Annotated in this window: 23 protein-coding genes and 4 pseudogenes; 9 read left to right on the top strand and 18 right to left on the bottom strand. The window is 63.0% G+C overall.

The window, feature by feature from the left end:
- Positions 1-42: 42 nt before the first annotated feature.
- The 3 genes and pseudogenes from BFD71_RS12515 to BFD71_RS39080 all read right to left on the bottom strand — a co-directional run.
- Complete coding sequence (locus BFD71_RS12515) at positions 43-759, bottom strand: gluconate 2-dehydrogenase subunit 3 family protein (protein ID WP_069264083.1); 717 nt, start codon at positions 757-759, stop codon at positions 43-45.
- A gap of 184 nt (positions 760-943) precedes the next feature.
- Positions 944-2686: a methyl-accepting chemotaxis protein gene (locus BFD71_RS42730; protein ID WP_069264081.1), complete on the bottom strand. Its 1743-nt coding sequence runs from the start codon at positions 2684-2686 to the stop codon at positions 944-946.
- Between the two features lie 527 nt (positions 2687-3213).
- Positions 3214-3576 (bottom strand): annotated as a pseudogene (locus tag BFD71_RS39080) (methyl-accepting chemotaxis protein); the annotation flags it as partial.
- Between BFD71_RS39080 and BFD71_RS12505 the strand changes: the two are divergent.
- Positions 3577-3987, top strand: a pseudogene (locus BFD71_RS12505) (alpha/beta fold hydrolase); the annotation flags it as partial.
- Between the two features lie 697 nt (positions 3988-4684).
- Here the strand turns inward: BFD71_RS12505 and BFD71_RS41420 are convergent.
- The 3 genes from BFD71_RS41420 to phoU form a co-directional block, all read right to left on the bottom strand.
- On the bottom strand, positions 4685-4822 hold the full coding sequence (locus tag BFD71_RS41420) for a hypothetical protein (protein WP_176732873.1): 138 nt from the start codon (positions 4820-4822) through the stop codon (positions 4685-4687).
- A 20-nt stretch (positions 4823-4842) separates the two neighbouring features.
- The gene (locus BFD71_RS12500; protein ID WP_069264079.1) at positions 4843-5109 is read right to left on the bottom strand and encodes a hypothetical protein; all 267 of its coding nucleotides are present in this window, start codon (positions 5107-5109) and stop codon (positions 4843-4845) included.
- A 113-nt stretch (positions 5110-5222) separates the two neighbouring features.
- A complete protein-coding gene (gene phoU, locus BFD71_RS12495; protein WP_069264077.1) occupies positions 5223-5930 on the bottom strand; it encodes a phosphate signaling complex protein PhoU in 708 nt (235 codons plus the stop codon).
- A 53-nt stretch (positions 5931-5983) separates the two neighbouring features.
- On the opposite strand from phoU, the gene BFD71_RS42140 reads away from it, so the two are divergent.
- Both BFD71_RS42140 and BFD71_RS12485 read left to right on the top strand, forming a co-directional pair.
- Positions 5984-6421 (top strand): hypothetical protein, encoded by a 438-nt coding sequence (locus BFD71_RS42140; RefSeq protein ID WP_256094645.1) that lies wholly within the window; start codon positions 5984-5986, stop codon positions 6419-6421.
- A 332-nt stretch (positions 6422-6753) separates the two neighbouring features.
- Positions 6754-6981, top strand: coding sequence for a hypothetical protein (locus BFD71_RS12485; protein ID WP_069264073.1), 228 nt, complete (start codon positions 6754-6756; stop codon positions 6979-6981).
- Between the two features lie 320 nt (positions 6982-7301).
- Here the strand turns inward: BFD71_RS12485 and BFD71_RS40465 are convergent, their stop codons facing one another.
- Positions 7302-7538, bottom strand: a complete 237-nt coding sequence (locus BFD71_RS40465) for a hypothetical protein (RefSeq protein WP_141710649.1) — start codon at positions 7536-7538, stop codon at positions 7302-7304.
- Positions 7539-7704: 166 nt separating this feature from the next.
- Here BFD71_RS40465 and BFD71_RS42135 point away from each other — a divergent pair.
- The 5 genes and pseudogenes from BFD71_RS42135 to BFD71_RS12465 all read left to right on the top strand — a co-directional run.
- Positions 7705-7878: pseudogene (locus BFD71_RS42135) on the top strand (nitric oxide dioxygenase); the annotation flags it as partial.
- A gap of 469 nt (positions 7879-8347) precedes the next feature.
- Positions 8348-8977, top strand: a complete 630-nt coding sequence (locus tag BFD71_RS12480; RefSeq protein WP_069264072.1) for a helix-turn-helix transcriptional regulator — start codon at positions 8348-8350, stop codon at positions 8975-8977.
- Positions 8967-9938, top strand: coding sequence for an ornithine cyclodeaminase family protein (locus BFD71_RS12475; RefSeq protein WP_069264070.1), 972 nt, complete (start codon positions 8967-8969; stop codon positions 9936-9938). Before BFD71_RS12480 ends, BFD71_RS12475 begins: the two co-directional genes overlap by 11 nt.
- Positions 9939-10213: 275 nt before the next feature.
- Complete coding sequence (locus BFD71_RS12470; RefSeq protein WP_256094644.1) at positions 10214-11359, top strand: threonine synthase; 1146 nt, start codon at positions 10214-10216, stop codon at positions 11357-11359.
- 12 nt (positions 11360-11371) lie between these two features.
- Complete coding sequence (locus tag BFD71_RS12465) at positions 11372-12301, top strand: asparaginase domain-containing protein (RefSeq protein ID WP_069264066.1); 930 nt, start codon at positions 11372-11374, stop codon at positions 12299-12301.
- A gap of 343 nt (positions 12302-12644) precedes the next feature.
- Here the strand turns inward: BFD71_RS12465 and BFD71_RS12460 are convergent, their stop codons facing one another.
- A complete protein-coding gene (locus BFD71_RS12460) occupies positions 12645-13790 on the bottom strand; it encodes a branched-chain amino acid ABC transporter substrate-binding protein (protein ID WP_069264063.1) in 1146 nt (381 codons plus the stop codon).
- A gap of 816 nt (positions 13791-14606) precedes the next feature.
- Between BFD71_RS12460 and BFD71_RS39070 the strand changes: the two are divergent.
- Positions 14607-14947, top strand: a pseudogene (locus BFD71_RS39070) (LysR substrate-binding domain-containing protein); the annotation flags it as partial.
- Positions 14948-15323: 376 nt separating this feature from the next.
- Here the strand turns inward: BFD71_RS39070 and BFD71_RS39065 are convergent.
- From BFD71_RS39065 to BFD71_RS12415, 10 genes are all read right to left on the bottom strand, one after another.
- Positions 15324-15734, bottom strand: coding sequence for a TIGR02594 family protein (locus BFD71_RS39065; protein ID WP_083245225.1), 411 nt, complete (start codon positions 15732-15734; stop codon positions 15324-15326).
- A gap of 246 nt (positions 15735-15980) precedes the next feature.
- Positions 15981-16772 (bottom strand): ABC transporter permease, encoded by a 792-nt coding sequence (locus tag BFD71_RS12455; protein ID WP_069264061.1) that lies wholly within the window; start codon positions 16770-16772, stop codon positions 15981-15983.
- The gene (locus BFD71_RS12450; protein ID WP_069264059.1) at positions 16769-17524 is read right to left on the bottom strand and encodes an ABC transporter ATP-binding protein; all 756 of its coding nucleotides are present in this window, start codon (positions 17522-17524) and stop codon (positions 16769-16771) included. Before BFD71_RS12450 ends, BFD71_RS12455 begins: the two co-directional genes overlap by 4 nt.
- Positions 17521-18816, bottom strand: coding sequence for an acyl-CoA thioesterase/bile acid-CoA:amino acid N-acyltransferase family protein (locus tag BFD71_RS12445; RefSeq protein ID WP_069264057.1), 1296 nt, complete (start codon positions 18814-18816; stop codon positions 17521-17523). The genes BFD71_RS12450 and BFD71_RS12445 overlap by 4 nt, the downstream gene beginning before the upstream one ends.
- Complete coding sequence (locus BFD71_RS12440; protein ID WP_069264055.1) at positions 18813-19901, bottom strand: ABC transporter substrate-binding protein; 1089 nt, start codon at positions 19899-19901, stop codon at positions 18813-18815. Before BFD71_RS12440 ends, BFD71_RS12445 begins: the two co-directional genes overlap by 4 nt.
- A gap of 4 nt (positions 19902-19905) precedes the next feature.
- Positions 19906-21471, bottom strand: coding sequence for a class I adenylate-forming enzyme family protein (locus BFD71_RS12435; protein WP_069264053.1), 1566 nt, complete (start codon positions 21469-21471; stop codon positions 19906-19908).
- On the bottom strand, positions 21468-22232 hold the full coding sequence (locus BFD71_RS12430) for a VOC family protein (protein WP_069264051.1): 765 nt from the start codon (positions 22230-22232) through the stop codon (positions 21468-21470). The genes BFD71_RS12435 and BFD71_RS12430 overlap by 4 nt, the downstream gene beginning before the upstream one ends.
- The gene (locus tag BFD71_RS12425; RefSeq protein WP_069264049.1) at positions 22232-22678 is read right to left on the bottom strand and encodes a PaaI family thioesterase; all 447 of its coding nucleotides are present in this window, start codon (positions 22676-22678) and stop codon (positions 22232-22234) included. Before BFD71_RS12425 ends, BFD71_RS12430 begins: the two co-directional genes overlap by 1 nt.
- Positions 22679-22699: 21 nt before the next feature.
- Positions 22700-23704 carry a zinc-binding dehydrogenase gene (locus tag BFD71_RS12420; RefSeq protein ID WP_176732875.1) on the bottom strand — a complete coding sequence of 335 codons (1005 nt, stop codon included), beginning with the start codon at positions 23702-23704 and terminating at the stop codon, positions 22700-22702.
- A gap of 62 nt (positions 23705-23766) precedes the next feature.
- Entirely contained in the window at positions 23767-24696 is a 930-nt protein-coding gene (locus BFD71_RS12415) for an ABC transporter substrate-binding protein (protein WP_256094643.1), read from the bottom strand.
- Positions 24697-24701: the final 5 nt, after the last annotated feature.

The raw sequence follows: 24701 nt of genomic DNA, 5'->3' as shown, positions 1-24701 counted from the left end.
CTTGATCTGTTCTGTCCGTTTCGGAATCGATGCGCCCCGCGCTCAGGCGCGCATGCCGGTCAGGCTCACGGGACCGAGAGGATATTTGACGTTGTGCTGCGTAACCCATTCGAGGAAGCTTGCGCGCGCACCGGGAAAGCCGATGGCAATCCACGCTTTCATGCCCTTGTTGCCGCCGTAGATGGGATCGGACAAATAGCCGTTCTTCGAGTCAGAGAGCAGTTCGCCAAAGAATTGGCTCGCCTTGAGCGCGGGCTCGCCGAACTGTGCGAAGTCGATGCCGTTGCCTTGCAGCGCCTTGAGCGCGGCGTCCTGCTTTGCCGCATCGAGCTCGTGGAAACGCTTCGTATATTGACGCTCGCACGCGGCATCGGTGAGCGCGATGCCGCGCCGGTAGATCTGCTGCGGCGTGTACGGAAGCTGATAGCCGAGCGTGGGTGGCGCCTTCGTGTCGAAGGGCCCTTGCAGATAGATCTCGCTGCCGAATTCGCCGTGCATCTGCTGGTCGATGAATACCGGCACGTTGGTCTCCAACGCGCCGGGGCCGCGACCGCCGGCGGGAATCAGGCGATCGCAGGCCGCCAGAATGAAAGCCCATTCGGCGGCGGAAAAGAATCTCGGGCGATATTGATGGAGGTCCGGCGCCGCCATTTCGGCAGCCTGCGCGGCGCTCAGACTGTGCACCGAAATACCGAGCGCGGGCAGAGAAAGCAAGGCGGTGACGAGAAATTTCCGTCGTGTAACCTGGGTGGCCGACATGACAAAGTCGCTCCGTGATTGTGGGGGATAAGTGGAGACATCGAAGATCGCGCACGCGACGATGCCGCGGATGACGCGATCTGAGTACCTGCAGATGAGTGTCCAGACGGGCGGCGCAAGAGAAGCGATGACGCGCTTCGCCCGCCGCCCGACCCGAGTCAGCGCAAGCTGGCGCCGCGCGTGATCAGAACGTTTCCCAGTCGTCGTTGTCGTTTTGCGCGACAACGGGCTCGCGCGCGGGCGTACTGGGCTCGACCTTCTTCAGCTTCTGCGCGCTGGTCGATGCGGACACGCTCTTCGGTCGCGCCGGCAACACGGGACGGCGCAGTGGCTCGACGCGCGCCGCGACTGCGTTCGACACGCCAGTGAGCCGGAACACCGAAACCGCTTCGCGCAAACGCAGCGCCTGATCTTCGAGCGACTTCGCTGCGGCCGCGGCCTCTTCGACGAGCGCCGCATTCTGCTGGGTCACGTTGTCCATCTGGACCACGGCCTGGTTGACTTCGTCGATGCCGGTGCTTTGCTCCTCGGCCGCTGCTGCGATTTCGCCGACAATGCCCGAGACTTGCTGGATCGACTGCCTGATTTGTGACATCGACGCGCTGACCTGCGAAGCCTGTTGCGCGCCGCCTTCGATCGTGGCAACCGATGTGCCGATCAGTTCCTTGATCTCCTTCGCGGCCGCAGCCGAACGCTGTGCGAGGCTGCGCACCTCGCTCGCGACCACCGCGAAGCCGCGACCCTGCTCACCCGCGCGCGCGGCTTCCACGGCCGCGTTGAGCGCGAGAATATTGGTCTGGAAGGCGATGCCCTCGATGATCGTGGTGATCTCCGAGATCTTGCTGGAGCTGTCGCTGATCTGCGACATGGTCGCGACCATGTCCTCGACCGTGGATGCGCCACTTTCCACCACTTGCGTCGCCGTGGTCGTGAGCGCACTTGCCTGGCGTGCGTTGTCGGCGCTCTGGCGCACGGTGGTCGAGATCTGCGTCATGCTCGACGCCGTTTCTTCGAGAGAGGCGGCCTGCTGCTCCGTGCGAGCGGAAAGATCGGTGTTGCCCGCCGCGATTTCGCTCGACGCCGACTTCACGCTTTCGGTCGCGTCGAGAATGCCGCGCACCGTGCTTTCGAGCTGCTCGCGCATCTGCCCGAGCGCAAACACGAGGCTCGAACGATCGCGACCCTGAACCTCGATCGGCACATCGAGTCGGCCTTGCGCGATGTGGCGCGCGACGTCCTGCGCGTAGCCAGGCTCGCCGCCGAGCTGGTTGAGGATGCTGCGCGTGATGAAGACCGCGAGCAAGACCGAAATGACGAGACCCGCAAGCGCGAGGCCGAGCAATGTGCCAAGGCCCGCATTGTAGGTCTCATGAGCGGATGCGGCGTTCCGCTTGTTCTTGTCGACCTCATAGTCGCGGAAACGGCCGATCACGTCCGTCCACGCCTGCAGCGCGGGCGAAGTCTGCTGATTGAGCATATCGGGGGCCGAGGGATTGCCCTGCAGGCCGAGTTCCGCGTTCTTCGTGATGAGCGGCTCGGCCGCACGCCCGAGCTGGGTCGTCTGGTCGAGGAGTTCGCGTTCCTTGTCGTCGGTATCGGGACTTTGCTGCATCAGCGTCGTCAGTTGCGACACCGCGTCGTGATAGCTGGAAAGCTTTTCGTCGACGTTGCGCTTTTGCTCCTGCATGGCGGCGGGGTCGTGCGTCACGACGAGCCGCTGCATCGCAAGCGAGGCGCCCTGCGCCTTGCCGAGCGCGCGGCCAATGAGCCCGATCTCGGCGGTGCCGGTGTCCAGGCCCGAGGCAATCACGGTGTTAAGCGAGTGCAAGACGGTGACCGATGCGCCGACAACGATGGCGAACACCATCAGCAGGACGCCGAAACCGACAGTGAGGCGCGTCCCCACAGTGAATCGCGAAAGCTGCATAAGAGACAATTCCCGAAAAATAATAAGGTTGTCTCTTCCGTTTGCTGTCGCCCTTCTTATAGGTTGGCTTCGGCCGCCGTGTCGCGCATGCAGTTCGTCTTGACAACGACCCTGTGTCGCCAACTCGCGTCTCGCGAACCGGCGCTTCATTTCATGTTGCGATGCAGGTCGCACAAGCCGTCGCATTTCTGTCGAAGCCCATCTAGGGTGGGTTCTGTTGCCGCCTCGACCTGCGGTGTAACGGCACGCCTGAGTGAAACTTTAGACAAATGCAGCAATTCTTTCCATGAATGTGTCGAGGCACGCGGATTGGGCGAGGGTATGATCAGCCTGGATCTCAGAGCGATGGCTTTTTGCTGTCAGCATCGTGCCGATCGCGCGAAGCCTGCGACGAGGCGGGGGTGTTCATATCATTCAAATTTACTGGTCGTGGCGATGCGGCGTCTACGCCGCGACGTACCCGCCGCTTCGCGAACCGAAGCGGGCTGGCTTTGATCAGCATTTCCATTGAGCGCCAAGCTGATTCCTTATGTTCGAAATCGACTCGCCGCCGATCGAAGCGCTTGCGCCTGATCTGCAAGCGAAAGCGCTGCCGCGGTGGTCTCTTCAACCAACGCCGCATTTTGCTGTGTCGTTTCATCCAGTTGGGAAACGGCGTGGTTGACTTGCTCGATGCCGTCCCTTTGCTCTTTCGACGCCGCCGCAACCTCCTCCATGACGTAGCTCACTTTTTCGATCGACTGGACTATCTCCATCATCGTCCGGCCCGCCTGATCAATGAGCCCCGACCCCTCAATAACGCCCGTCACTGCTTCATCGATAAGCGCCTTGATTTCCTTTGCCGCGCTAGCCGAGCGCTGTGCAAGCGTACGCACTTCAGCCGCAACCACCTAGAGGCCGTGCTGGGCGAACTCGGCTTCAATATCCTGAGTACCTTAAAGCTTAACGGCTTTGAAAACCATACACGTATCAACGCTACGTGGTTGCGTGCCTACGGCTCACGTTTCGCTGCGCCCACCGACTGCATAGGCGCAGGCGGCTGGGCCAAAGGTTTCCCGATCGGGGCGCATCGTTTTGAAGTTCCTGATACTGCTGCACTCGAGGCGATCCGGTCGACGCCGGCCCTTGCAATTTGGGGTGACGCTGACCGGACGCTGGCCGCAGAACACTTTTTGCCGCTGTTCAGCGAATTGTTTCCTCTTGCGCCGATTCACCGGCTCACGGGAGTCGGCCACTATTGCCTTGAGGATGCGCCGCAAGAAATCGCCACCCTCATCGCAGCATTCCTGAAAGCCCACTGACTGTAAGCAATGGGAATGAGCCCACCCGTCTGCAACGACGTGGATGCGCCAGAGTGGAAATTCATAAACCACTCGAACTGTAGGAGCGCCGAACATGAAGATTGCAACGATCAGCATCAACCTGGCGGAGAACGTGTGAACCTGTTCCAGGCGCACGGAGCGAACAGGCGCGGCAAGGTTCTACGTCGTGAGCAGCTTGGTCTGCGCGCGCACCGCGACGTTCTTTGGAAACCCGCAGCCGTATGTCAACGGCACAAAGGCACGCTGATGTGCCCTATCGTTGGGCGCACAAAATACAGACGCTCGGACATACGGTTGAGTTGATCGCCCCACAGCTTTGACATGCCGGCAGCAATAGTGCAATAGTGTGCAGGCAAACGCATGGTCTGAGATGCGCCATGAAGGATTTTCCGTCTATCAACAAGGTCGCTTCCAGCACGAAGTTGAAGCCGATGCCTGCGTGCAGCAACGCTATGCGCCTGATCGAGCGCGAACCTTTACTCGGCAGGCAGCACAGTGCTATGACGGATGAATGGCCTGTGGACAGGTGCACCGGGCCTGAGCTTGCCGGACGGCACCTTTCCCGGACCGGGAAATCGCGTTACTGTCTGCCTCGACGGCGACAAGTCCTCGCGATCGATCGCTATACGGTCTGCGCAGCCGCGCCGCCCGCGATGGTCTGGTCGCGCCGCTGGGCTCACGACGACGCAGAATCGCGCAGTGCGATGGTTGCTTCGTGACTGAGCAGAAGATTGGAAATTTCGCGTGTCGGCACGCTGGTCATGAGCATGGCCACTTTTCCGGGAACAAAACTGGCGGCGGCGCAATGTTTCATTGCCCGGTCCGCTAACGCGGTCAGTTCGATGAGCCCTGCCGTGTGCTGCCTCGGCTGCCGACCGTTGGACTACGAATGCCGTGCCTGATTTGCCGGCCGGCATAGACGGCCAGAAAGGCGCCGACAAGCATTGCACCCATCGCGAGCGATTCGTCAAGGGAATCGCCGGGTTCTGATGACTTCACATAAATCCAGATGCCGATCCCGGCCATCATCAGCAACATCCCCAAAATCAACCCCCAAACCGGCCCGGCCAAATCGGACTGCAATCTGTGAGACATTTTCATAGCACTCCTCCGCGCCATACTGGCTGTCTGTTGCGCACTTCATGAGGCTCTCAACCAGATACACCACATCACGCATTCGACCGTTGGGATGTCGCGCCACTGCTGTAGGCTTCTCAATCATCCAGGGCCTCGCGCTCAAGCCGGTCGCGCGAAATATGGCGGACATCCTTGCCCTTGGCAACATAAATGACGAGCTCTGCGAGGTTCTTCGCATGGTCACCGATGCGTTCGATGGCCGACGCAATGGACACGTAGTCGAGCGCAGAAGAGATGATGCGCGGATTCTCCGCCATGAATGTCGGCAGCTTGCGAACAAATGCACGGTACTGCTCATCGATCGCCTCATCTTCACGCATGATCCGGGCTGCCTCAACCGTATCCAGCCGCGCGAATGCCGCGAGCGCGTTGTGGAAGATGGTTCCCGCCATCTGACCGGATAACCGGATCTCCGCGATATTCATGTTCCTGCCGGCAACGTCGTTCGCGATTCTGCGCGTGCGCTTCGCGATCTTGCGCGCTTCATCGCCTGCGCGCTCGAGATTGCTGATCCCCTTGGAGAAGGCCAACAGTCGACGCAGATCGGATGCGATAGGCTGGCGCCGCGCAATGATGTTGCTGCACTCGGCATCGATCTCGACTTCCATCGCATTGAGTCGATGCTCCTCCTCAATCACCTTTTCGACCAGACCCATGTCGAAGCGGCTGAGCGCCTCCATCGCATTGGTCAGTTGGGACTCAACCAGCCCCCCCATCTCAAAAAATCTCGACGAGAAGTGGTCCAGGTCGGCATCGAACTGGCTGGAAATATGTCTGTCTGGCATTGAAAGCTCCTTCTACCGGAAAGACGATAAACTGTTTGTACGGTTTGTCAAACGTGAAAAAACCCATGAAGCCACAGGCTACCAGGAACAAAAGCGCCAAGCGCGCGGATGTATGCCCGGACGACGGCGCCAACGAGGCAGTGGCCGGCAGAAAGTCAGTCCAGAGTGCCCAAACCCGACGTGTGGCGGCCAAGCCACAGACCCGGAAGGCAATGCCCGTTGAAGCGCCTCCTGGGCACGCTGCCCGGCACCGCAAGGAGCATGTCAAACAGGAAAAAGTCGTGCGCGACACCTTCACGATGCCCAGGGAGGACTACGAACAGCTCGCGGTACTGAAGCAGCGGTGCCTCGATGCTGGCCTCGCCGTAAAGAAGAGCGAGCTCGTCCGTGCGGGGCTGCTCCTACTGGCATCGGCGCCGACGGAACGTCTTCTTGGGGCCGTCAAGGCGGTCGAACCGGTCAAGACCGGCCGGCCACCGAAATCGAAGTAAGCCGCGCTCGCGGCAAAGCAGGAGGCCCTTCTGTGCTGGGTCGCGGCCTGCCTGCGAAGGAAGCCAGGCAACCGTCATACCTTGACGGGAGCTGCGCCTGCATTCGCCGTGCGCCCCCACTTGTTGGCGCGTGCGCCGTCAAACGTCGCACAGGCGTTTCAGCTAGCCAGCCGGTGCCCTGCATCCCGAGGCCGATCGCTTGGCGGTTTGATAGCCGCGCCGTGCCTTGGCGCCCGCGGGCGCCGGCGATTGTCCTGCCACAGTCTGCACACCGCGCGGTATGGCGCTTGCTCCGGCGCAGGTAGTCATGCGACCAGCTACCGGAGCCAGCCATGCAATTCATTTTTCAGTCTTGCCTGATCAGCACCAGCGCGAGCATCGAGGACGGACGTATCGTGGCCAATGCGAGAATCTTCGTTCCGGCGTCCGACGGTTCTTTCGAAGACGATGTCCACGACCTGTGCCTGGATGAGAATTTTATCGACGAAAACGAGGCTCTGAGTTTCGCGCGCGAAAGTGCAGTGGAGTGGGTTGAAGAGCATTGTGTCAGCTCAACATAGCCAGCGTGTCGTTGCCGCAGTGGTATCGCCGCGCCTTCGCGTTCACAGCCGTAGGCACGCCGCAGGTCTACCGCGCGGCCAAATGACAATAACACTACAACGAGGTCGCCGGCGTACGCTATCTTGCGGCCGAATCGCCAAACTTCCCGCCACGATCCCCGGAGAAGTTCAGTTGCTCTTCTCCCCGGATTTCCTTGGCGCAGGCTGTATGCATCGCCGGATTCTCCGGATGTCAAAATTTTCCCATGCGCAATCCATCAGCGCTGTGCGCGCCGCACCGGGCAAGGTATGCGGTTGAAACCACGCCAGGGGGTCTCTGGCTATCGATGGAAGTCACCGCGGCAGCGATCAATCCATTCAATTGCCTGCTTTTTCGCGAGCATAGCCATTTCATCGGCAGAACCTCGCACCCGAAGATCGCCGCTGGAGAAGGGAATCCCGAAGGCACCCGGAGAATCGTTGGGTGTGATCGTCCACTGCGCTCCGTACGCAAGACTATCGGTCGGAAATGGCGTGAAGTCGATCGTGAATCCGCCATAGATCAGTGAATAAGGCATCGGACTGCCCACCTGTAGCCCCTTCTACCCGGACGGTTATCTCAACAGCATTGGCAGAAGGTCAGATTACGCGCGCGTCGGATACGCCACGACCCGATGGTCGAGGGACAAAAAAGAAACCCGAACACCAACAACACATCGCGTTCGGCACGCCGACCATCACGCGGGCCTCGTCGATATCGATCAGATCAAGACGGCCATTCTGCAGCCCGACGCCGACTACTACATTTGCGGACCGATTCCGTTCATGCGCATGCAGCACGATGCGCTCAAGAATCTCGGCATTCACGAAACGCGCATTCACTACGAAGTGTTCGGCCCGGATCTGTTCGCGGAGTGAGATCGTCATTGGCAAACTGGCGCGGCCAACAGGCCGCGCCGGTTTCCTGACGAATGGAAAGTTTGCGCCAGGTCCCGATGTACGCTGAGCGATAGACAGTCCAGTCCTTGGACGGCCAACTTCGCCCGCAGGTGCCGTCGCGGCAAAAGACAGCCCTCCGTTCCGCGCCCGATACGCTGGTTTCGCCAAAATCGCATTGAGCGCCGTGTGCGTCTTGACTTCCGCGCCCTGCCCGGTATTGCTCCATGACTCTCTGGAGACTCTGCGAAGCGTGGCAATAACGCAGCGTCACCGCTCTCGCTCCGGTCGCAGGGTTCTGCTTCAACCGACGTCGACCGATCCACCAGGCGTTGGAAGCTCCTGGCCGAACCGCCTCGGGATTTTCAACTAGACGGTTTGCTAGGGATTTGACAAATCGTCCAGTAATTGCCAAACTGCCCAGCATGTCAAAGAAACTACTGGAGCCGACATGCCGAAGAAGACTCCCGAACAGCAGCTACTGCTGGGGCAGATCAAACAGGTCGCTGAAGGGCTGGCACAGACTTTCGCCCCATTTACCGAGGTCGTGGTCCATGATCTCCTTGACCCGGAGCACGCGGTGCTTGCGATCCACAACAATCTGTCAGGTCGAGAAGTCGGGCAGCCTGCGACCGAACTCGGGCTTGCGCGGATCATGGACCCTGCCTACGAGCAGATCATCGCCAACTATCCGAACCAGTTCTCGGATGGCCGCCAGGTGAAGAGCACTTCCATCGGCATCAAGGACTCCAACGGCGACTACATCGCCGCACTGTGCATGAACGTCGACCTCACGCTGTTCCGGGGTTTTCAGAACATGCTGAGCAGGTTCATGGCTGTCGAGGGCACCACACCTGCCAGGGAGTCGCTCGATCCTGCTAGCGCCGACCTCATTCGCGCCCGTATCGACGAATTCGCCGCACGCATGGCGTCGACCCCCCGCGCGCTCAAGGCAGAGGACCGCCGCTCGCTCCTGAAGGAACTCAAGGCGGCCGGGCTGCTCGAGGTCCGTCGCGCGATGGACACCATCGCAGTCCATCTGGGCGTGTCTCGCGCAACGGTGTACAGCGATGCCAAGTGACGCCACGCTCCTTCTCGTCGACAAGCATGTCGTCGAGCAACTGCTCATACCGGACGACGTGATCGCGGCGGTGCGCGAGGCTTTCGAACTGCACGGACAGCGCGCGGGCCGCGTGTTCCCGGTCGTGCGCGAAAAGCTGACTACAGGCGGCATCTTCGGTATCAAATCCGGGGACGTCGGTAGCCAGGACCTGCTGGGGTTCAAGGCGGCCGGCTTCTGGCCAATGAACCGGACACTCGGCGGCGAAGCGCATCAGGCCACCGTGCTGCTGTTCGATCCGGCCACCGGCCGGCCCATGTGCGTGATCGACGGCAACGCCATCACCACGGCGCGCACCGCCGCGGCTGGGGCCCTTGGGCTTTCCCTGCTGGCGCGCCAGGACAGCGCAGTGGCCACGGTCTTCGGCACAGGCATTCAGGCGAAGGCACAGCTCGCGTTTGCGCTCAGAACGCTACCTTCGCTGACGCATGTGAATTACGTCTCGTTGGATCGGGAACCGCAGGCGGAGTTTGAATCTTTGTTTGCGGGCCAATGCATGTTGAGCTGCGCCGCAAATGCGGATGAGGCGGTCGCCCAAAGTGACCTCATCATCACCGCGACGACCGGTAGCGGCCCACTCTTCGATGAAACGGCGCTCCGCGCCGGGACGCATCTGAACTGCGTCGGCGCGGACACCCGAGGCAAGCGCGAGCTTGCCGCGGGCGTGCTCGATCGAGCCCGGATCGTCGTCGACGACCTGGAGCAGGCCCGCGAGCTCGGAGAACTGCAATGGGCGCCGCACACGCCTTCCATCGAGATGGGAGACCTGGTCACGGGCCGTTCCCAATGGCGGCGCGAACCGACAGATATCAGCGTTTTCGACATGACCGGCCTGGCCTTGCAGGACTTGACCGTCGCTCGATTGATCCACCGCCGCGCCACTGACCTGGGCCTCGGAGTCACCGTGGCGTGGCCCTGGTGATCGCTGTCCTGGCCTGAACCCAGAATCCGGACGATCCGCGATGATGACCCGCACCGTGCACGGCGTCGCCTTCATCGCACGTCGCCGTGCGATCACCCCGCGCGCTGTCGATGGCGGGCCCGGTCAATCGCTGACGCCAAGGGCGCCTGACGTTTGGCTCCCCAAGGGCCACCTTTTCATCAACCAATGGCCTTCCCGTAACACCCAACAACGTCACAGCCATCATCGTCTTGCTCTTGCAGCGATCCGGTATGCGCCAAAGAGGAGTCGGAAACTTGAACCCGCACTATGTTGAGCCGCTCAGCGGCACCACTTATCGTTTAGACACGCCCCGGTGGTGTTCGGACGACCGCAGACCGCTCCTGATCTCGCCGCTGGCTGGAATTTCCCGGGATGACATCGACCGACACCTTCGCTCCCAATGGCGCTATCGCGCATCGCTTCCAGTCGAGATTGTCTCCCCCATCTCTATGGGAGAAGGGTGCACCCCGCTGATCCAGAAGATATGGGACGACCACCGGCCGTATTTCAAGCTGGAGTGGTTCAGCCCCACCAGCAGCTTCAAGGATCGCGGCACCACGGTGATGCTCTCGATGTTACGGCAACAAGGTATCGCGTCCGTTCTGGAGGACAGTTCAGGCAACGGCGGAGCTTCGGTGGCGGCTTATGGCGCTGCGGGCACCATGCGCGTGAAGATTCTGGCGCCCGCCTACGCGTCGCCCGCGAAGATCGCCCAGATGCGAGCCTACGGGGCGGAGGTACAACTGGTCGACGGGCCTCGACAGGCGTGCGAGGACGAGGCAGTCCGGCAGTCCGCGAGCATCTTCTACGCCAGTCACAACTGGCAGCCATTTTTCCTCGAAGGGACCAAGTCGGTCGGCTACGAAATCTGGGAGGACCTCAACTTCCAGGCGCCGGACAACATCGTCATGCCTGCAGGCGCGGGCAGCAATGTACTCGGCTGTTACCTGGCGTTCTCGCAATTGATGCGCGCGGGTCAGATTCACAAAATGCCCAGGCTCTTCGTTTGCCAGCCGTTGAACTGCTCTCCCATCGATGCCAGCTTCCAGGCCGGCGTCACGACTCCTGTTTCGCGCGAGATACGAAAGACAGTCTCCGAGGGGACGGCCATCGCCCATCCTCTACGGCTCACGCAGGTGGTCAACGCTGTCAGGGAGACGGGCGGCACGACTGTGGCTGTGGAAGAAGAGGCAATCGTCGAAGCGCTCAGGCGGATTGCGCGACTAGGTCTTCTGCCGGAGCTGACTTCGGCGACTGCGGTTGCAGGATTTGACCGGCTTACCCGGGTTGGGGCGATTCGGGCGCGGGAGGAGACGGTTGTCCTGTTAACAGGCACGGGTATCAAGAACGCCGGAGCCATCGCGGATATGTACTCGCAAACTCTCGACACTCTTGTCTAAAGGCCGACCCTAATGAAAATCGGACTCCTGAATTGTGGCGGAACCATCACGGAAAGCTACCAGGTTGACGGGACGATCAAGCGTCTATTGGCACGCGATCTGATCGCATTGAGCGGTCAGGCAGACTGGATCGGACATGACATCGATCCTGTCGATAGCTGCGATCTGACTTTCGCCTCACTTTGCCGTGCTCGGGATGTCATACGGCAGGATCGGGAGAGCGACGCGTTCGTCATGTGCTGCGGCACCGACGCAATGGAAGATGTCGCCTATGCCGCCGCTCTGCTTTTTGATCGTGACCGGCCTGTCGTTTTGACCGGTGCTGCGATCCCCGGTGGCAATGCCAATGCCGATGGTCCGCGCAATCTGGCGGATTCTGCAAATCTGGCAAGGGCCATGCCGCAGGGCGCGAGCGCCCTCGTTGCCTTTGCGGGACGGATTTTCGACCCGGTCTCGATCGTCAAGGTATGGCCGCAGGCCATTCAGCCCTTCGGACCAGATACGGCGGTCCGCGGCTCCATTGAAGCCGATATCGTCACGCTCGCAGGATCGGGAATCGTTGACGAGAGTTACGCGGAACTCGATGTATCCGATCTCGGCGCCCGCGTTGCGATCGTCACGGAGACCTTCGGGCTACTCGTTGGCTTCCCGGATATCTCCAGACTCGACGGTATCGTCGTGGCAGGCAAGGGCGCAGGTGGCTTCTCAGCGCAGTCAGAGAGACTTCTGAGGGAAGCCGCTGGACATATCCCTGTCGTGCTATCGACACGCTGCGCCCATGGTTTCCGGGTCAATCCAGCCGTCACCAAATATGCCTATGATCGCGCGCACAACCTCGGGCTGACCACGGCAGGTTATGACGGTCTGAACGCATCAAAGGCACGAATTCGGCTCATAGCCGAGCTTGGTCGTGCCAATCGCAGCGAAAAGGCTGGGCGCTGATTAGCGCCTCGTCCACCTGGGCGCTTGTTTGAGCGCTGTACTGCCCTAATGTTCTTGTATCCCAGGCTGACGGTCCATTCAATCAACCCGGTGGGCGGTGGGCGAGCAGTTGTCGTGGCGTATTGCCGCTTCGCTGCCTTGGGCGTCAATCTACAGTAGTCAGACTCCCGACATCTCTTTCAATCAAGGTCGCGACTCACCGCTTGCAGCGCCCTCCTGCTGAGCGCACAAGAGAAACGCCGCCGGGGACGGCGGCCATTCAAGGGTCTCAGCAAAGATCCACCCTGTGCGCTGCGGTGCGGGCGCGGGGGACCAGGAGGCTCCCGCGTCAGCCCTGCTTCGATTACATCTTCTCGACCTCCAGCAGGGTTCGCTTGCCTTTGACGTATTTGTAGAGTGAGATGGAGCTGTCCTTCAGGTCGCCGTGCTCGTCGAACCGGATATTGCCAATCAGGGTGTTGAGACTGGTCGAGGGCATGGCGGACAGGATATCGGCGCGCGTGATCGAGTTGGAGCGTTTCATGGCATCGACGATCACGTAGACGGCGCTGTACGCAACCGGCGAGTAGACCACTGGATCGTGGCCATACGCGGCCTTCAGTTCCTTGCCGAACGCGGCGCTGCCTGCCATCGCGGACAGATCGCCGCCCGCGACTGAGCAAACCAGGTTGTCGGCGGCGTCGCCGGCCAGCCTGGCCAGGTCGGTAGTGCAGACCCCGTCGCCCGCCAGGATCCGGGCGCGAATGGCCAACTGCATGGCCTGCTTGGCGAAGGGACCGCCGGTCGCGTCCTCGCCGCCATACATGATGGCGTCGGGGCGTTCGGCTTTAATCCTGGTCAGGATGGCCTTGAAGTCCGTGGCCTTATCGTTGGTGGCCTCGCGCGATAGCACCTGGATGCCTTCGGCCTTGGCGGTCTTCTCGAACTGGTCCGCAAGGCCCTGGCCGTAGGCCGTGGCGTCGTCGACGATGACGACCGACTTGACCTTCTGGTTTTGGGCGTACTTGGCGAGGGCGGGACCCTGCTGGGCGTCGGTGCCGATCATGCGGAAGGCGGTCTTGTAGCCTTGCAGCGTGTACTGCGGGTTGGTGGAGCCCGGGGTGATCTGCGTGACGCCGTTGTCGCGGTAGATTTTGGACGCGGGGATGGACACGCCGGAGTTCAGGTGGCCGATCACTGCCACGACACCGTCGTCGACCAGCTTCTGCGCGACATTCGTACCGGTCCGGGGATCGGCCTGGTCATCCAGCGAATCGACCTCCAGGACGACCTTCTGGCCGCCGATGACCAGATTGCCGGCCTTGTTGATTTGCTGGACGGCGAGCTTGACGCCATCGGCCGCATCCTGGCCCATGTGGGCGATGTTGCCGGTCAGCGGGGCAGCGCTGCCGATCTTCACGGTCACGTCGGCGAGAGCGGCTTGACCGTAGGCCATGACGATGCACGCGAGAGTCAGCGCAGCGTTGATGGGTTTGAGGTGAGATTTCATAGCTTGAGCCTCTTGTTGAACTGGGTTGCTGTTGAAAAATGCGTACGGCGTCTCCTATCGAAGTTGTCGGCACTGGCGACATTTTTCGAATGTCAGTATTCGGCAGCCCATCAACCGGGCAAGCTGATTAGCACTCCGTAGCGTGGCCATCCCCACACTGGCCGATCGTCAGCGGTCCGTCTGTTCCGCTCGGGCTATTTTCAGAAAGATTATCTAGAATTAAATAAAATGTATTGTAGGTGTAAACACCTAGTATCAGATCCGGCTTCCGCCGATGGGGTGAACTACTGATAGATGAAGAGTAAGCGGCTCGTGGCGGCCGTTATAGACGGTGGCTGAGGGAGACATCAAAGTGATCTCCCTCATTTCCGATCTGATGGGCATCACTTTGACACAGTCCCGCAGAGAAGAAGCCTGGTGTCGCAGCTCGCATTTTCTGGGAGCGGACGAGATCGGGGGAGTCGACCGCAACGGACGTTGGCGGCAACATGCGCCCCGCCAAGGCGCATGGGGTGCGCAGTAGCTGGCGAACGCATACCGCTATTTTGACAGACACGACTAGCTGCCCTGACAGGTGCCACTGGCGCGACGTGACCAGCAAGGTCAAACGCCATCCACGATCGGCGCGGCCGATGAGGTCACGCCGCACGGTGGCTTCCATGCGCTCGCGCTACGGGATTGATATGCCGGCAGCTTCAGAACTGGCACTGCACCGATGCAAAGCATATAGGACTACAAATCAAAACTGACCAAACTTCCATCATTATATTTATGTTAAATTAAATTGTCGCTAGACTGAGTGTGGGGGCCGTCCTCAGGCCCGGACTTCCGTTGGACCTGGCCTTATACAATCCACCTTGCTTCTTCCGCCGCGCCGGTATTGCGGCGCTTGAGAACGCAAGTATCTCCTGGAGATTGGCCTATACCACGGCCAGTCTTCAGAGCCTTTGGTCCGGGGTAGCGGCAGGTTTAGGCATCACATTGAGAACGTCGGCCGGCGTGTCATCGTCGCTGAGAAAACTCGGCGAAAAAGACGGTCTTCCACCGTTGCCGACCGTGGAGCTCTGTCTGCACGCCGGACGTCGCGACACTCCACCGGCCCTGGCGGAACTGAATCGGTCGTGATTGAGAATGCGACTGCAAACCTTAGTTCATGAGCCGCGAAATCTACTGGTTGCCCACAAGAAACGTGAATCGATTTCCGGTAGTATCGCGCGTGAACCCCTTATCTGCCGTGACTCGCTATCTAGTCGAGCGAAAACATCGAGAGCTGATGATCTCTGGAATTTCGCGCGCGAACGTCTCATCCCGACGCGGTGACGGACAGCCACAATTGATGCACGGCAGCGCTTGTGTGTCGTCCACGGTCACTGGCCGGTGCCAGAGATCGGCAAGTGAAGTTGGATAGCAATCGCTCTGCCACTTCGGGCTCTTGACGGGCAATACATCCGCCCGCGGCGGTCGGCAACAGCCGACCCACAAGGCACACAGGCATCGACCCAAAGCGGTTTTTCGTCGACGAGCATGGAACCATCAGGAAGGCTCTGGCCACCTATAGCCGAGCACCGAGGCAACCGGATAAGCTAGCTCGCGAACCTCATCCAACTGGTTTCCACCAAGGAGATAAATGAACGCTTCGTCGTGGCGAAGGTAGAAGCCTACATGTCCCTTCCAGCTTGTCGGATCGTCGCGCATCAACACAGTCACGCAGCCATAGACCGGGCCATCAAGGGCGACGCCCCAATCAAGCCAGGACCGAGCCAAGGCTGATCGCGTCCCCCGAACTCCTGCACCTGCCAGGCACCAGTTAATAAATGAGGAACACCAGGAGATCTTGTCGTCGTAGCCAGCGAGGTTTGTCAGGTTGTTATATTCGACTATCCGTGGATTGGTTTCGCCGACCGGAAAACGTCTGACGCCACATTCGGCAATCGCCAACGGCATCCAGACAGGTTCGGCGGCACTGTCTCTGATTTCCATAATCATTCGCGCTGGACGGATTTTTGCGTTGTCCAGGAGATTGTCACCGATTCGAGCCATTTGGTCGACCGTGCCTTCCAGGCCCGGTGAGCGCCTGCCCCGTGGCTTGTATCTGCGGCCAGGAGTCTCCCCAGCAAAAGCCTTGCTTAACCGCGACGCTCATATACGTGCCCATGACGAACCCGCGCTTTGCGTCGACGATCACTCTATTCAGCCGCGCGCGTCGCCGTCACTGCGTTCCCAGAACACCACGTGGCGCTGCACGGCGCGCACGCACTGCGCGCCGCTCACGCCTATCACGGCCAGCAGCACCACGCCCGCGAACATCGTCGCGACGCTCATGTTTACCGAAGCCGAGCTGATCAGATAGCCGAGCCCGCGCTGCGAAGAGAGAAACTCGCCCACCACCGCGCCAATCAGCGCGAGCGACACGCCGATCTGCAGGCCACTGAAAATCTCGGGCGCGGCGCAAGGCAGCTTCACATGAAAGAACAAAAAGGCGCGCGACGCCGAAAACGCGCGGCAGGCATCGAGCAGGTCGGGATCGGCGCGTTTCAGGCCGTTCACGGTATTCACGAACAGCGGAAAAAAGCAGACCAGCACGACGAGGACCACTTTCGAGGCACTGCCGTAACCGCACCAGACCAGTATGATCGGCCCGAGCGCAACCTTCGGCATGGCCTGCAAACCAGCCAGCAGCGGAAACACGAAGCGCTCGAACACGCGCGATTCCGCCAGCACCGCGCCGGTCACGACGGCGAGCACGCTGCCGATTGCATAGCCGAGCAGGGTCTCGCCCAGCGTCGCGCCGATGTGCGGCCAGAGCGTGCCGTCCGCGAAGCCCGTAGCGAGCGCCTTCCAGACTTCTGCTGGCGCGGGCAGTACATAGTCGGGGATCGACCAGCCCACCACGATGGCCTGCCAGCAGGCCACGGCCGCCGCAAGACTCGCGAGCGGGTAGAACACAGCGGGCAACCCGCCGCGGGTTCGTAGAGCCTTCATTGGAAATGCCTCCGCAAATACGCGCACGCCTCGACGAATGCCGCCGAACTGAGCGTATCCCCATCGCGCGGGCGCGCGAGCGGCACGGCCAGTTCGTCGACGATGCGGCCCGGCCGCGCCGACATGACGAGCACGCGGTCAGCCAGGAAAACCGCTTCGGGAATACTGTGCGTGATGAACAGCACCGACTTGCGCTGCGCGAGCCAGATGCGCTGCAACTCCAGCGTGAGCCGCTCGCGCGTGAGCGCGTCGAGCGCGGCAAACGGTTCATCCATCAGCAGGAGTTCGGGATCGTGTAGCAGCATGCGGGCGATGCCCACGCGCTGCTGCATGCCGCCCGAAAGCTCGGCGGGATAGTTGTGCGCGAAAGCATCGAGGCCGACGAGCTTCAACAGTTCGGCCGCCCTTCCCCGCGCACTCTCCATCGCCAAACCCAGTGTGTGCGCGGGCAACAGCACGTTGTCGAGCACGTTGCGCCACGGCAGCAGGTTCGGCTTCTGGAACGCCACGCCCACCTGGCGGCCCGGCTTCGCCAGCGGCGCGCCGCCCACGCTCGCACGCCCTGACGTCGGCGCGATCAGGGCGGCCGCCACTTTCAGCAGCGTGGACTTGCCACAGCCGGAAGGCCCCAGCAGCGCGACGAACTCGCCCTCCGCTATACGCAGGTCGACATCGAGCAGCGCGTCGATGGCGCCCGTGCGCGTGCGGTAGCGGACCGAGACGCCCTCGGCCTGAAAGGCGCTGGCCGTCATCGCGTGCGCCTCGCTTCGTCGAGAAACTGCAATACGCTCGACCACGATGCCTCGTTTGCGCGGGCATTCGCCGCCGGCGTGCCGCCCGCCGTGATCGGCACGCCCGCAACCGGGTGAACGCGCGCGATCTGCGTGGTCGGCGTATGCGGGAACAGGATCGAATGGCCCGCGCCTTCGTAGCGCAAATGCTCGACAGGGTGCGCGAAGCCGCGTGCGCGCAGGTCCGCGGTAATCGTGTCGGCGTAGCGCGACGATGGCCAGAAGCCGTCGTCGGTGCCCGAAATGAGCAGGATGGGCCCCGCAATGCGCTCCACGGGAATCCGCGCACGCGCCACGGCCGCGGCGTCGCGTAGCGTGGATTCGAAGGCCGGCGCCTGGCGCACCGGTGCGCCAGGCGCGGGAGGATGCCGGAATGCGGACCAGTCCGCCTGCGCGTTGTTTTCCCAGACATGCGCGAGCGGCCGCCCATCGAGCGTCCACGCCACCGCATCCGGCGGCTCGCCCGGCGCGCCCGCGCGCAGCGTGCCGTGCAGCACGGCGCTGGGCACATAGCCGATCACGGCCGAGACACGCTCAGGCCACGTTGCCGCCAGCAGCAAGGCCAGCTCGCCGCCGCGCGACTGCCCCGCCACGGCCACGAAGCGGTTCTCGGGCCGCACGCTTGCGCGCAGCCAGTCGAGCGCGGACGCGAAGTATTCGAGCGGCGTGCGCGAGATCGCGCTGGGCAAACCCGGCGCGTTGAAATAGCCGAGTGCGAGCGCGGCGTACCCGTGGGCGGCATAGAGCGCCGCACGCGGCTCGTTGATACCGCCGCCCGACCCGTTCAGCACGACCACTGCCGGATGCGGCCCAGGCGTTGCCGGCGTGAACAGCGTGCCGACCACGCCCGCCTCGCGAATTTCGCGGCGCGTGACGCCTTCGGCCAGATACTGCTGCACGAAGTCCGCCGTGGCGTTCGCGCCTGCCGTGTCACGCGCCTCGAGCCGGATCGTCAGGGGCTCGATGCTTTCGGGCCGCATCGGCTGGCTCACGCACTGCATCGACCAGACGATGCCCATCGGCTGCACGCCGCTGCCCGCGTAGTCGCCCGACACCGGCGCGGCCTGGCTCACGTCGACGCGGCCATTGCCGTCGGCCGCGAAGCGGTTCGTACTGACCCACTCGCTGCCATCGGGCATGGCGAGCCGCGCGGTCAACTCCACCTGCGCATGCGTGCCGAAGCCCGCGAGCACGATGCGCCGGGCCACGTCGATCCGCGCGACGCGCGGCGTCACCTCGATGCGCGCGCTCATGGCAGTTGCCGGGCGCGTTCGCGCAGTGCGGCCTCGTCGAAGTGGCTGAAGGCGGCCACGAACTGGTTCGTGAACAGTTGATCGAGCGGCACGTTGCCCTGCGCAAACTCGCCCACATGCTGCATCTGCGCGAGGTTCGCGCGCACGGCCGGCAGGTCGTACGCACCGGGCTGGCGCGGCTTGCCGTCGGCGGTGCGCAGCACGCGGTCGAGCCGGCGTTTGAGCAGTTCTTCGGCCACGCGCAGGTTCTGCGCTTCGTCGCCCTGCGGCTTCGATTCGGGATGCTCCTCCCAGAACGCCTTCACGCAGAACGCGGGATTCGCGTCGCAGACGATCTGCGCTTCTGTGTAGGCGCGGCCAAAACGCTCGATCAGGTCCGGCCGCTCGGCGAACGTATCGCGATGGGCGATGAAACCGTTGCCCGCCGTCGCGTCGAACACGGCCGGGTAGCGGATGCGCCGGATCGGCGTGCCCGAGAGTTCGAGCATGTCGTCCCAACTGCTGTTGAAGTTCAGCGCGTCCACAGCGCCCGTCTTCAGCGCGTGAAATCCCGCGCCGAGCGAACCGACGGCAACGTAGTCGACATTCTTGCCCGGCTCGAGCCCCGCCTCGCGCAGCGCCGCGCGGCCGCCCGGAATCGTGCCCCACGTGAGCGCGCCGACACCGATCTTCTTGTCCTTGAGGTCGGCGAGCATCTTTACCGGCGAACTGGCGAGCACCGCGAATTCCATCGTGTTCGCGGGCACGCCGTTGTAGAAGTAGCGCACCGGCGGGGGCGTGCCGCCGTTCAGGTAGCTCGACAGCAACGGCTCGGCAGTCGGGTAGCCGAACGTGACGCGCTTGCTTGCCACCTGCGGAATGAGCGCGCCCGCGCCCTGGAACACGACGAGCTTCACGTCGAGCCCTTCGTTCCTGAAGAGGCCGAGCTTGTCGGCGGCCGCGTAGGGCGCGCCATCGTGGACGGCGGCGGGAATCGCGAGTCCAACGGTGACGGTGTCGAGCGCGTGCGCGTCGCTCGCGGCGAGCGCGAGCAGCGACGTGCCGGCAACGGCAAGCCAGGCGGCAACAATACGTCGTGTTTTCATGAGGTCACTGTTCCGTGTGAGAGGCCGCTACGGCGGCGAGGCGGCGCGCCGCTTCGGCCTTGAGCGCGGCTCGGTCGATCTTGTTCGTCGAGGCAACCGGCACGGTTTCCACGAACCACACCCGGCGCGGATGCTGGAACGCCGGGGCCTGCTCCAGCGCGTGGCGCTTGAGCGTCTCCTCGTCCGCCTGCGCACCGGCCTTGAGCACGACGAACGCCACGGGCTTCTCGCCCTTGATCTCGTCAGGCACCGGCACTACGTAAGCCTGCGCAACGGCGGAATGACGCTCGAGCACACGCTCGACTTCGCCCGGATAGATGTTCTCGCCACCGCACACGAACATGTCGTCACGGCGGCCGACGAAGGTATAAAAGCCTTCGGCGTCGCGCTGGAAGACATCGCCCGTGCGATAGTAGCCGTCGGGCGTGAGCGGCGCGCGCAGCTCCGGGCGGTTGTGGTAGCCGTTCATCAGCGCGGGGCTGCGCAGAAACAATTCGCCGTGGTCAGACTCCGCACCGCTTTCGTCGATGAGCCGCAACGCCACCAGCGGGTGCGCCGCGCCGACCGAGAGCGACGGTGTGGGTAAGCCCTGCGGATGTGGTCCGAACACCACCGGGCCGCCTTCCGTCGTGCCATATGCGTTGATCACGCGCGCGTTCGGCAGCAACGCGCGGATCTGCTCCTGGAGCGCGGCACTCACGGGCGCCGAGCCCATCCGTACATAGCGCACCGAGGAAAGATCGCTTTGCGCCAGCAGTTCGCGCTCTCGCAGCATCATCGCGATCATGGGCGGCACCGCCGTGAGCCACGTGCAACGCCAGCCGGCAATCGCGCGGATGTAGTGCTTCGCGTCGAACTGCGGCAGCATTACCGTCGTCGCACGCGCGGACAGCGCGAGAAACGCCAGCGCGAGCGCGTTCATGTGAAAGAGCGGCGCAGCGATCAGCACGCGCTCGCCCGCGAGCGGCTGTGATTGCAGCCGCGTGCGCACGACCCACAGATGGCTTCGATGTGAAAGCACGACGCCCTTCGGCCGCCCTGTCGAGCCCGAGGTGTAGAGAATGAGTGCGGGCTCGTCCGCTTGCGGAACCACGGCTTCGAAAGGCGTTGTGCGCTCGTTCGCGACGAACGACGAAAACGGCGCGGCGTTGTCCGGCAGGCTTTCCGTCTGGTTCATTGCCCGCGCATCGAAAAAAATGGCAGCGAGCGCGGGCGGCACGTCCGCCACACGCTTCGCGTCGCAGAACACGAGCCGCGCGCCGCTGTCCGCGATCACATCGGCAATGAGCCCGCGCGGAAAACGAAAGTTGACGGGCACGGCGACAAGACCCGCCTGCATGATGCCAAGCACCGTCGCCACGTAATGCGCCGAGTTTGCGGCCAGCACCGCCACGCGTTCGCCGCGCGGGTAGCGGGCCGCGAGCGCAGCCGCCACGCGGTTGGCCAGTGTACCCAGCTCGCCGTAGGTGTAGTGCACTGGCGCCCCGGCCTCGTCGAGTTCGACGAGAGCAAGTTCGCCGGGATCGGCGGCGTGATCGATCAGGTCGCCCAGATTCAGCGGCTCGCTCATGGCACGAACTCCAGCAAGGTATCGAAGCCCGGTAGCGCCACGACGCTACGCGCCGCCTCCACGACGAACGGCAACTGTGCTTTCGTTGCAAGCTCACCTATTGCGCGCCATTGCGGCGAGCGGATCGTGATCGCGCCGTAACGCGACGCGCCCCGTGGCACGTGTGCGGCCAGCGCGTCGAAATACGCGTCGAACGCCGCCCGGCTGTGAAAGACGAGATCGAAACCGGGCGCCGGATCGCCAAGCCGCCCGTAGCCTTCCCTCTGCACGTCGATGAGATGGAGCGACGCAAGCGCGTAGCTGGCGTTCGCATGGCTGCGCCACGCCTCGCGGAACACGAACTCGGGCGTCAGGTGCTGGCAAAAATATATGCGGCCACCCGGCAACTGACCCGGCGCGAGGCGCACGGTCACGAAGCACGCGTCGCCCAGGCCTTCCACCGGCCGCGAGAAACGCTGCGGCGGCGTCGCCTTGAAACCGGCAGCGCACAGATCGTCGAGCGTGCGCTGCGGATCGTCGGTGCGATAGACGAGCCCGTCCGCACCGAGCGCGCTGGCCGCAATTTCCGGGCGCGTGGCCGAGCCGTCGGCGGGCAGGCCGATCAGCTCGAGATAGTGGCCGTCGAACACGATCGCGTGATTGATCGAGCCGAGCGTGTGGTAGCCGCGCGGCGTCAACGTGAAGCCCAGCGCGCGAAACAGCGCTTCGGCCGCATCGGTATCGAAGCGCGTGTTGATGACGAGGTGGTCGAGCGTCAGCATCACGGGCGTGCCGGCTGCGCGGCTGCTGTCGAGTAAGCGCCCCGGCCGCTCGCGACGAGCTTGCCGTCCGCGTCGAACACCTGCGCTTCAGCCGTTGCGACCTGCGAACCGAAGCGGATCACCTTGCCCTTCACGCGCAAATCGCCGGGCAGCGCCGCACGGTGATAATCGACGCGCAAGTCGATGGTCGGCACGCCGCGCCCCGTCTTCGAGACGAGCGCCCAGTCGGCGGCAAGATCGACCAGCGCCGCGAGAATACCGCCATGCGTGTAGCGCTTTTCAGGGTTCACGACCCATTCCTCGCGCCATTGCGCGGTCAGTTCGATCTCGCCTTCGGCAACGGCCACCACCTTCAGCCCGAGCCATTCGTGATAAGGACCGCGGCGCAGACGCGCCTCAACTTCCGCCGCAGCCCGCAAGGCGGACGTGCTTGCTTCCAGACTCATATTTGTTCTCCCATGCCTCGGTTACGGATTTACGACGACCTTGCCCAGCACCTCGCGATCGCGGATCAGCCGCAAGCCCCCGGCGGCCTGATCGAGCGGCAGCACGCGGTCGATGGCGGGCGTGAGTTCGCCGCGCGCAATCTGGTCGAGCAGCGCGCGCAGGTTGTCGTCGTAGAAGCTGTTCGAGCCAATCACCTTCAGCTCAAAGCTCCAGATGTAGCGCAGGTCTTCCTTCGGGTCGTGGCCCGCCGTCGCGCCGCACACGAGCACCGTACCGCCGCGCTTGACGCACTTGAGCGAGGGCACCCATGTGTCGCCGCCCGTGAAGTTCACGAGCACGTCCACGCCGCCTTCCTGGCTGCGCCGTTGCGGCTTGCCGTATTGCCCGATCGCCCACTTCGAGAAGTCGGTCGTGCGATAGTTGACGACATGGTCGGCCCCGAGCGCCTTCAGTTGCGCCGCTTTCTCGTCGCTGCCCGCGCAGGCTATTACCTCCGCGCCAAGCTGTTTCGCAAGCAGCAGTGAAGCCGTGCCCACGCCGCCGCTCGCGCCGAGAATCAGCACGCGGTCGCCCGCCTTCACCGTTTCGTGCGTGATGAGCATGCGGTGCGCCGTGCCGTAGGCAACCGGCAATGCCGAGGCCGCCTCGAAGCTCACGGATTCGGGCAGCGCAATGAGTTGCTCGGCGGCGACCGCGCAATACTGAGCCATGCCGCCGTCGAGCATCTCGCCCATCAGGCCTTTTTCGCGGTTCAGCGGATTGACGAGCACGCGGTCCCCCACCTTCCAGCCGTCGACGCCATCGCCCAGCGCGACGATCTCGCCCGCCATGTCGAGGCCAATCACAACGGGCAGCGGCACCTTGATACCCGGCATGCCCTTCACGGTGAACACGTCGTGATAGTTGAAGGACGAGGCGCGCACGCGAATCACCACGCCACCGGCCGCCGCCTGGGGCACCGGTTTGTTGCTCACCACTTCGAGCTGGTCCAGATCGCCGTGTTCGCGCAGCACGAGCGCTTTCATCGTGGATGGGAGGGAAACTGCCATGTATCGAACTCCGAATGAATTCAGGTAAAGGTGAAGGTTCAGTGAATGGATCGCGACGCGGCGTAAGGCGCGCTATCGAACAGGCCCGCGGGCAACTCGCCCTCGATCACGCCGCCATCCACGAAGATCTTGTGTTCGCGCTGCAAGGTCGCGATGTCCGAAGGCTCGAACGTCACGCGGTTGATCTCCGCCCAGCGCGCCGCGTAGGCGTCCGCGTCGGCGGCGGGCAGGTTGGCGCTCTTTTGCAGGATCGCCGAGACCTCGCTGTGATGCGTCGCGCCCCATTGCAGCGCGTCGCGCAAGCCCGCGATGAGCTTCGCCGCGTCGCCGGGATGCTGTGTGAGCCAGTCGGCGCGCACGGTACTCACGCCGATATACGGCACGGCGTCGCTCTTGGTGAGCTTCTTCCACTCGTCGCCGAACGAGCCGAGCTGGCGCACTTTCAGGTCCTTCAACTGTGCGACCGTGATCGTGCGCAGCGCGGCGGCATCGACCTGCTTCTGCACGAGAAACTGCGCGAGGCGCCCTTCGTTGCCCGGCACGATGGAGAAGTCCGCGCTGCGAATGCCGTAGTTCCCTTGCAGCACGGCCGTCGCGATCGAGGCCACCGAGCTGCCCGGCGGCGACATGCCGACCTTCCTGCCGCGCAGGTCCGCCAGCGCGTGGATCGGCGAGTCGTCGGGCGCAACGAACGCCACGTCGGCAGGCTGGGTCGCGAGCACGATGCGCAGCGGCGCGCCCTGGGCGGCCGAGCTGAACACGGCGGCGGCGGGCGCGGCGAATGCGAAGTCGATGGCGTTCGCGGCCAGCGCCCGGTTCGGCGCGTTCACGTCGGCGAAATGCACGAACTGCACGTCGAGTCCGCGCTGTTGCAGGAACGGCTTTGCTTCGAGCACTGCGCCGAAGCCGAGACTCACGCCGCTCGTCCAGTAGCCGATTCGCACCGGTTCGGCATGCGCTGTCTGCACCGCGC

The sequence above is a fragment of the Paraburkholderia nodosa genome (assembly GCF_001718195.1).
GTDB classification, from domain to species: domain Bacteria; phylum Pseudomonadota; class Gammaproteobacteria; order Burkholderiales; family Burkholderiaceae; genus Paraburkholderia; species Paraburkholderia nodosa_A.
This window is presented reverse-complemented; position numbering and strand designations above follow the sequence as displayed.

Coding starts and splice junctions, on each gene's coding strand:
- BFD71_RS12515 (WP_069264083.1), bottom strand. CDS start 759: ATGTCGGCCACCCAGGTTACACGACGGAAATTTCTCGTCACCGCCTTG.
- BFD71_RS42730 (WP_069264081.1), bottom strand. CDS start 2,686: ATGCAGCTTTCGCGATTCACTGTGGGGACGCGCCTCACTGTCGGTTTC.
- BFD71_RS41420 (WP_176732873.1), bottom strand. CDS start 4,822: ATGAAACATTGCGCCGCCGCCAGTTTTGTTCCCGGAAAAGTGGCCATG.
- BFD71_RS12500 (WP_069264079.1), bottom strand. CDS start 5,109: ATGAAAATGTCTCACAGATTGCAGTCCGATTTGGCCGGGCCGGTTTGG.
- phoU (WP_069264077.1), bottom strand. CDS start 5,930: ATGCCAGACAGACATATTTCCAGCCAGTTCGATGCCGACCTGGACCAC.
- BFD71_RS12485 (WP_069264073.1), top strand. CDS start 6,754: ATGCAATTCATTTTTCAGTCTTGCCTGATCAGCACCAGCGCGAGCATC.
- BFD71_RS40465 (WP_141710649.1), bottom strand. CDS start 7,538: ATGCCTTATTCACTGATCTATGGCGGATTCACGATCGACTTCACGCCA.
- BFD71_RS12480 (WP_069264072.1), top strand. CDS start 8,348: ATGCCGAAGAAGACTCCCGAACAGCAGCTACTGCTGGGGCAGATCAAA.
- BFD71_RS12475 (WP_069264070.1), top strand. CDS start 8,967: ATGCCAAGTGACGCCACGCTCCTTCTCGTCGACAAGCATGTCGTCGAG.
- BFD71_RS12465 (WP_069264066.1), top strand. CDS start 11,372: ATGAAAATCGGACTCCTGAATTGTGGCGGAACCATCACGGAAAGCTAC.
- BFD71_RS12460 (WP_069264063.1), bottom strand. CDS start 13,790: ATGAAATCTCACCTCAAACCCATCAACGCTGCGCTGACTCTCGCGTGC.
- BFD71_RS39065 (WP_083245225.1), bottom strand. CDS start 15,734: ATGCCGTTGGCGATTGCCGAATGTGGCGTCAGACGTTTTCCGGTCGGC.
- BFD71_RS12455 (WP_069264061.1), bottom strand. CDS start 16,772: ATGAAGGCTCTACGAACCCGCGGCGGGTTGCCCGCTGTGTTCTACCCG.
- BFD71_RS12450 (WP_069264059.1), bottom strand. CDS start 17,524: ATGACGGCCAGCGCCTTTCAGGCCGAGGGCGTCTCGGTCCGCTACCGC.
- BFD71_RS12445 (WP_069264057.1), bottom strand. CDS start 18,816: ATGAGCGCGCGCATCGAGGTGACGCCGCGCGTCGCGCGGATCGACGTG.
- BFD71_RS12440 (WP_069264055.1), bottom strand. CDS start 19,901: ATGAAAACACGACGTATTGTTGCCGCCTGGCTTGCCGTTGCCGGCACG.
- BFD71_RS12435 (WP_069264053.1), bottom strand. CDS start 21,471: ATGAGCGAGCCGCTGAATCTGGGCGACCTGATCGATCACGCCGCCGAT.
- BFD71_RS12430 (WP_069264051.1), bottom strand. CDS start 22,232: ATGCTGACGCTCGACCACCTCGTCATCAACACGCGCTTCGATACCGAT.
- BFD71_RS12425 (WP_069264049.1), bottom strand. CDS start 22,678: ATGAGTCTGGAAGCAAGCACGTCCGCCTTGCGGGCTGCGGCGGAAGTT.
- BFD71_RS12420 (WP_176732875.1), bottom strand. CDS start 23,704: ATGAAAGCGCTCGTGCTGCGCGAACACGGCGATCTGGACCAGCTCGAA.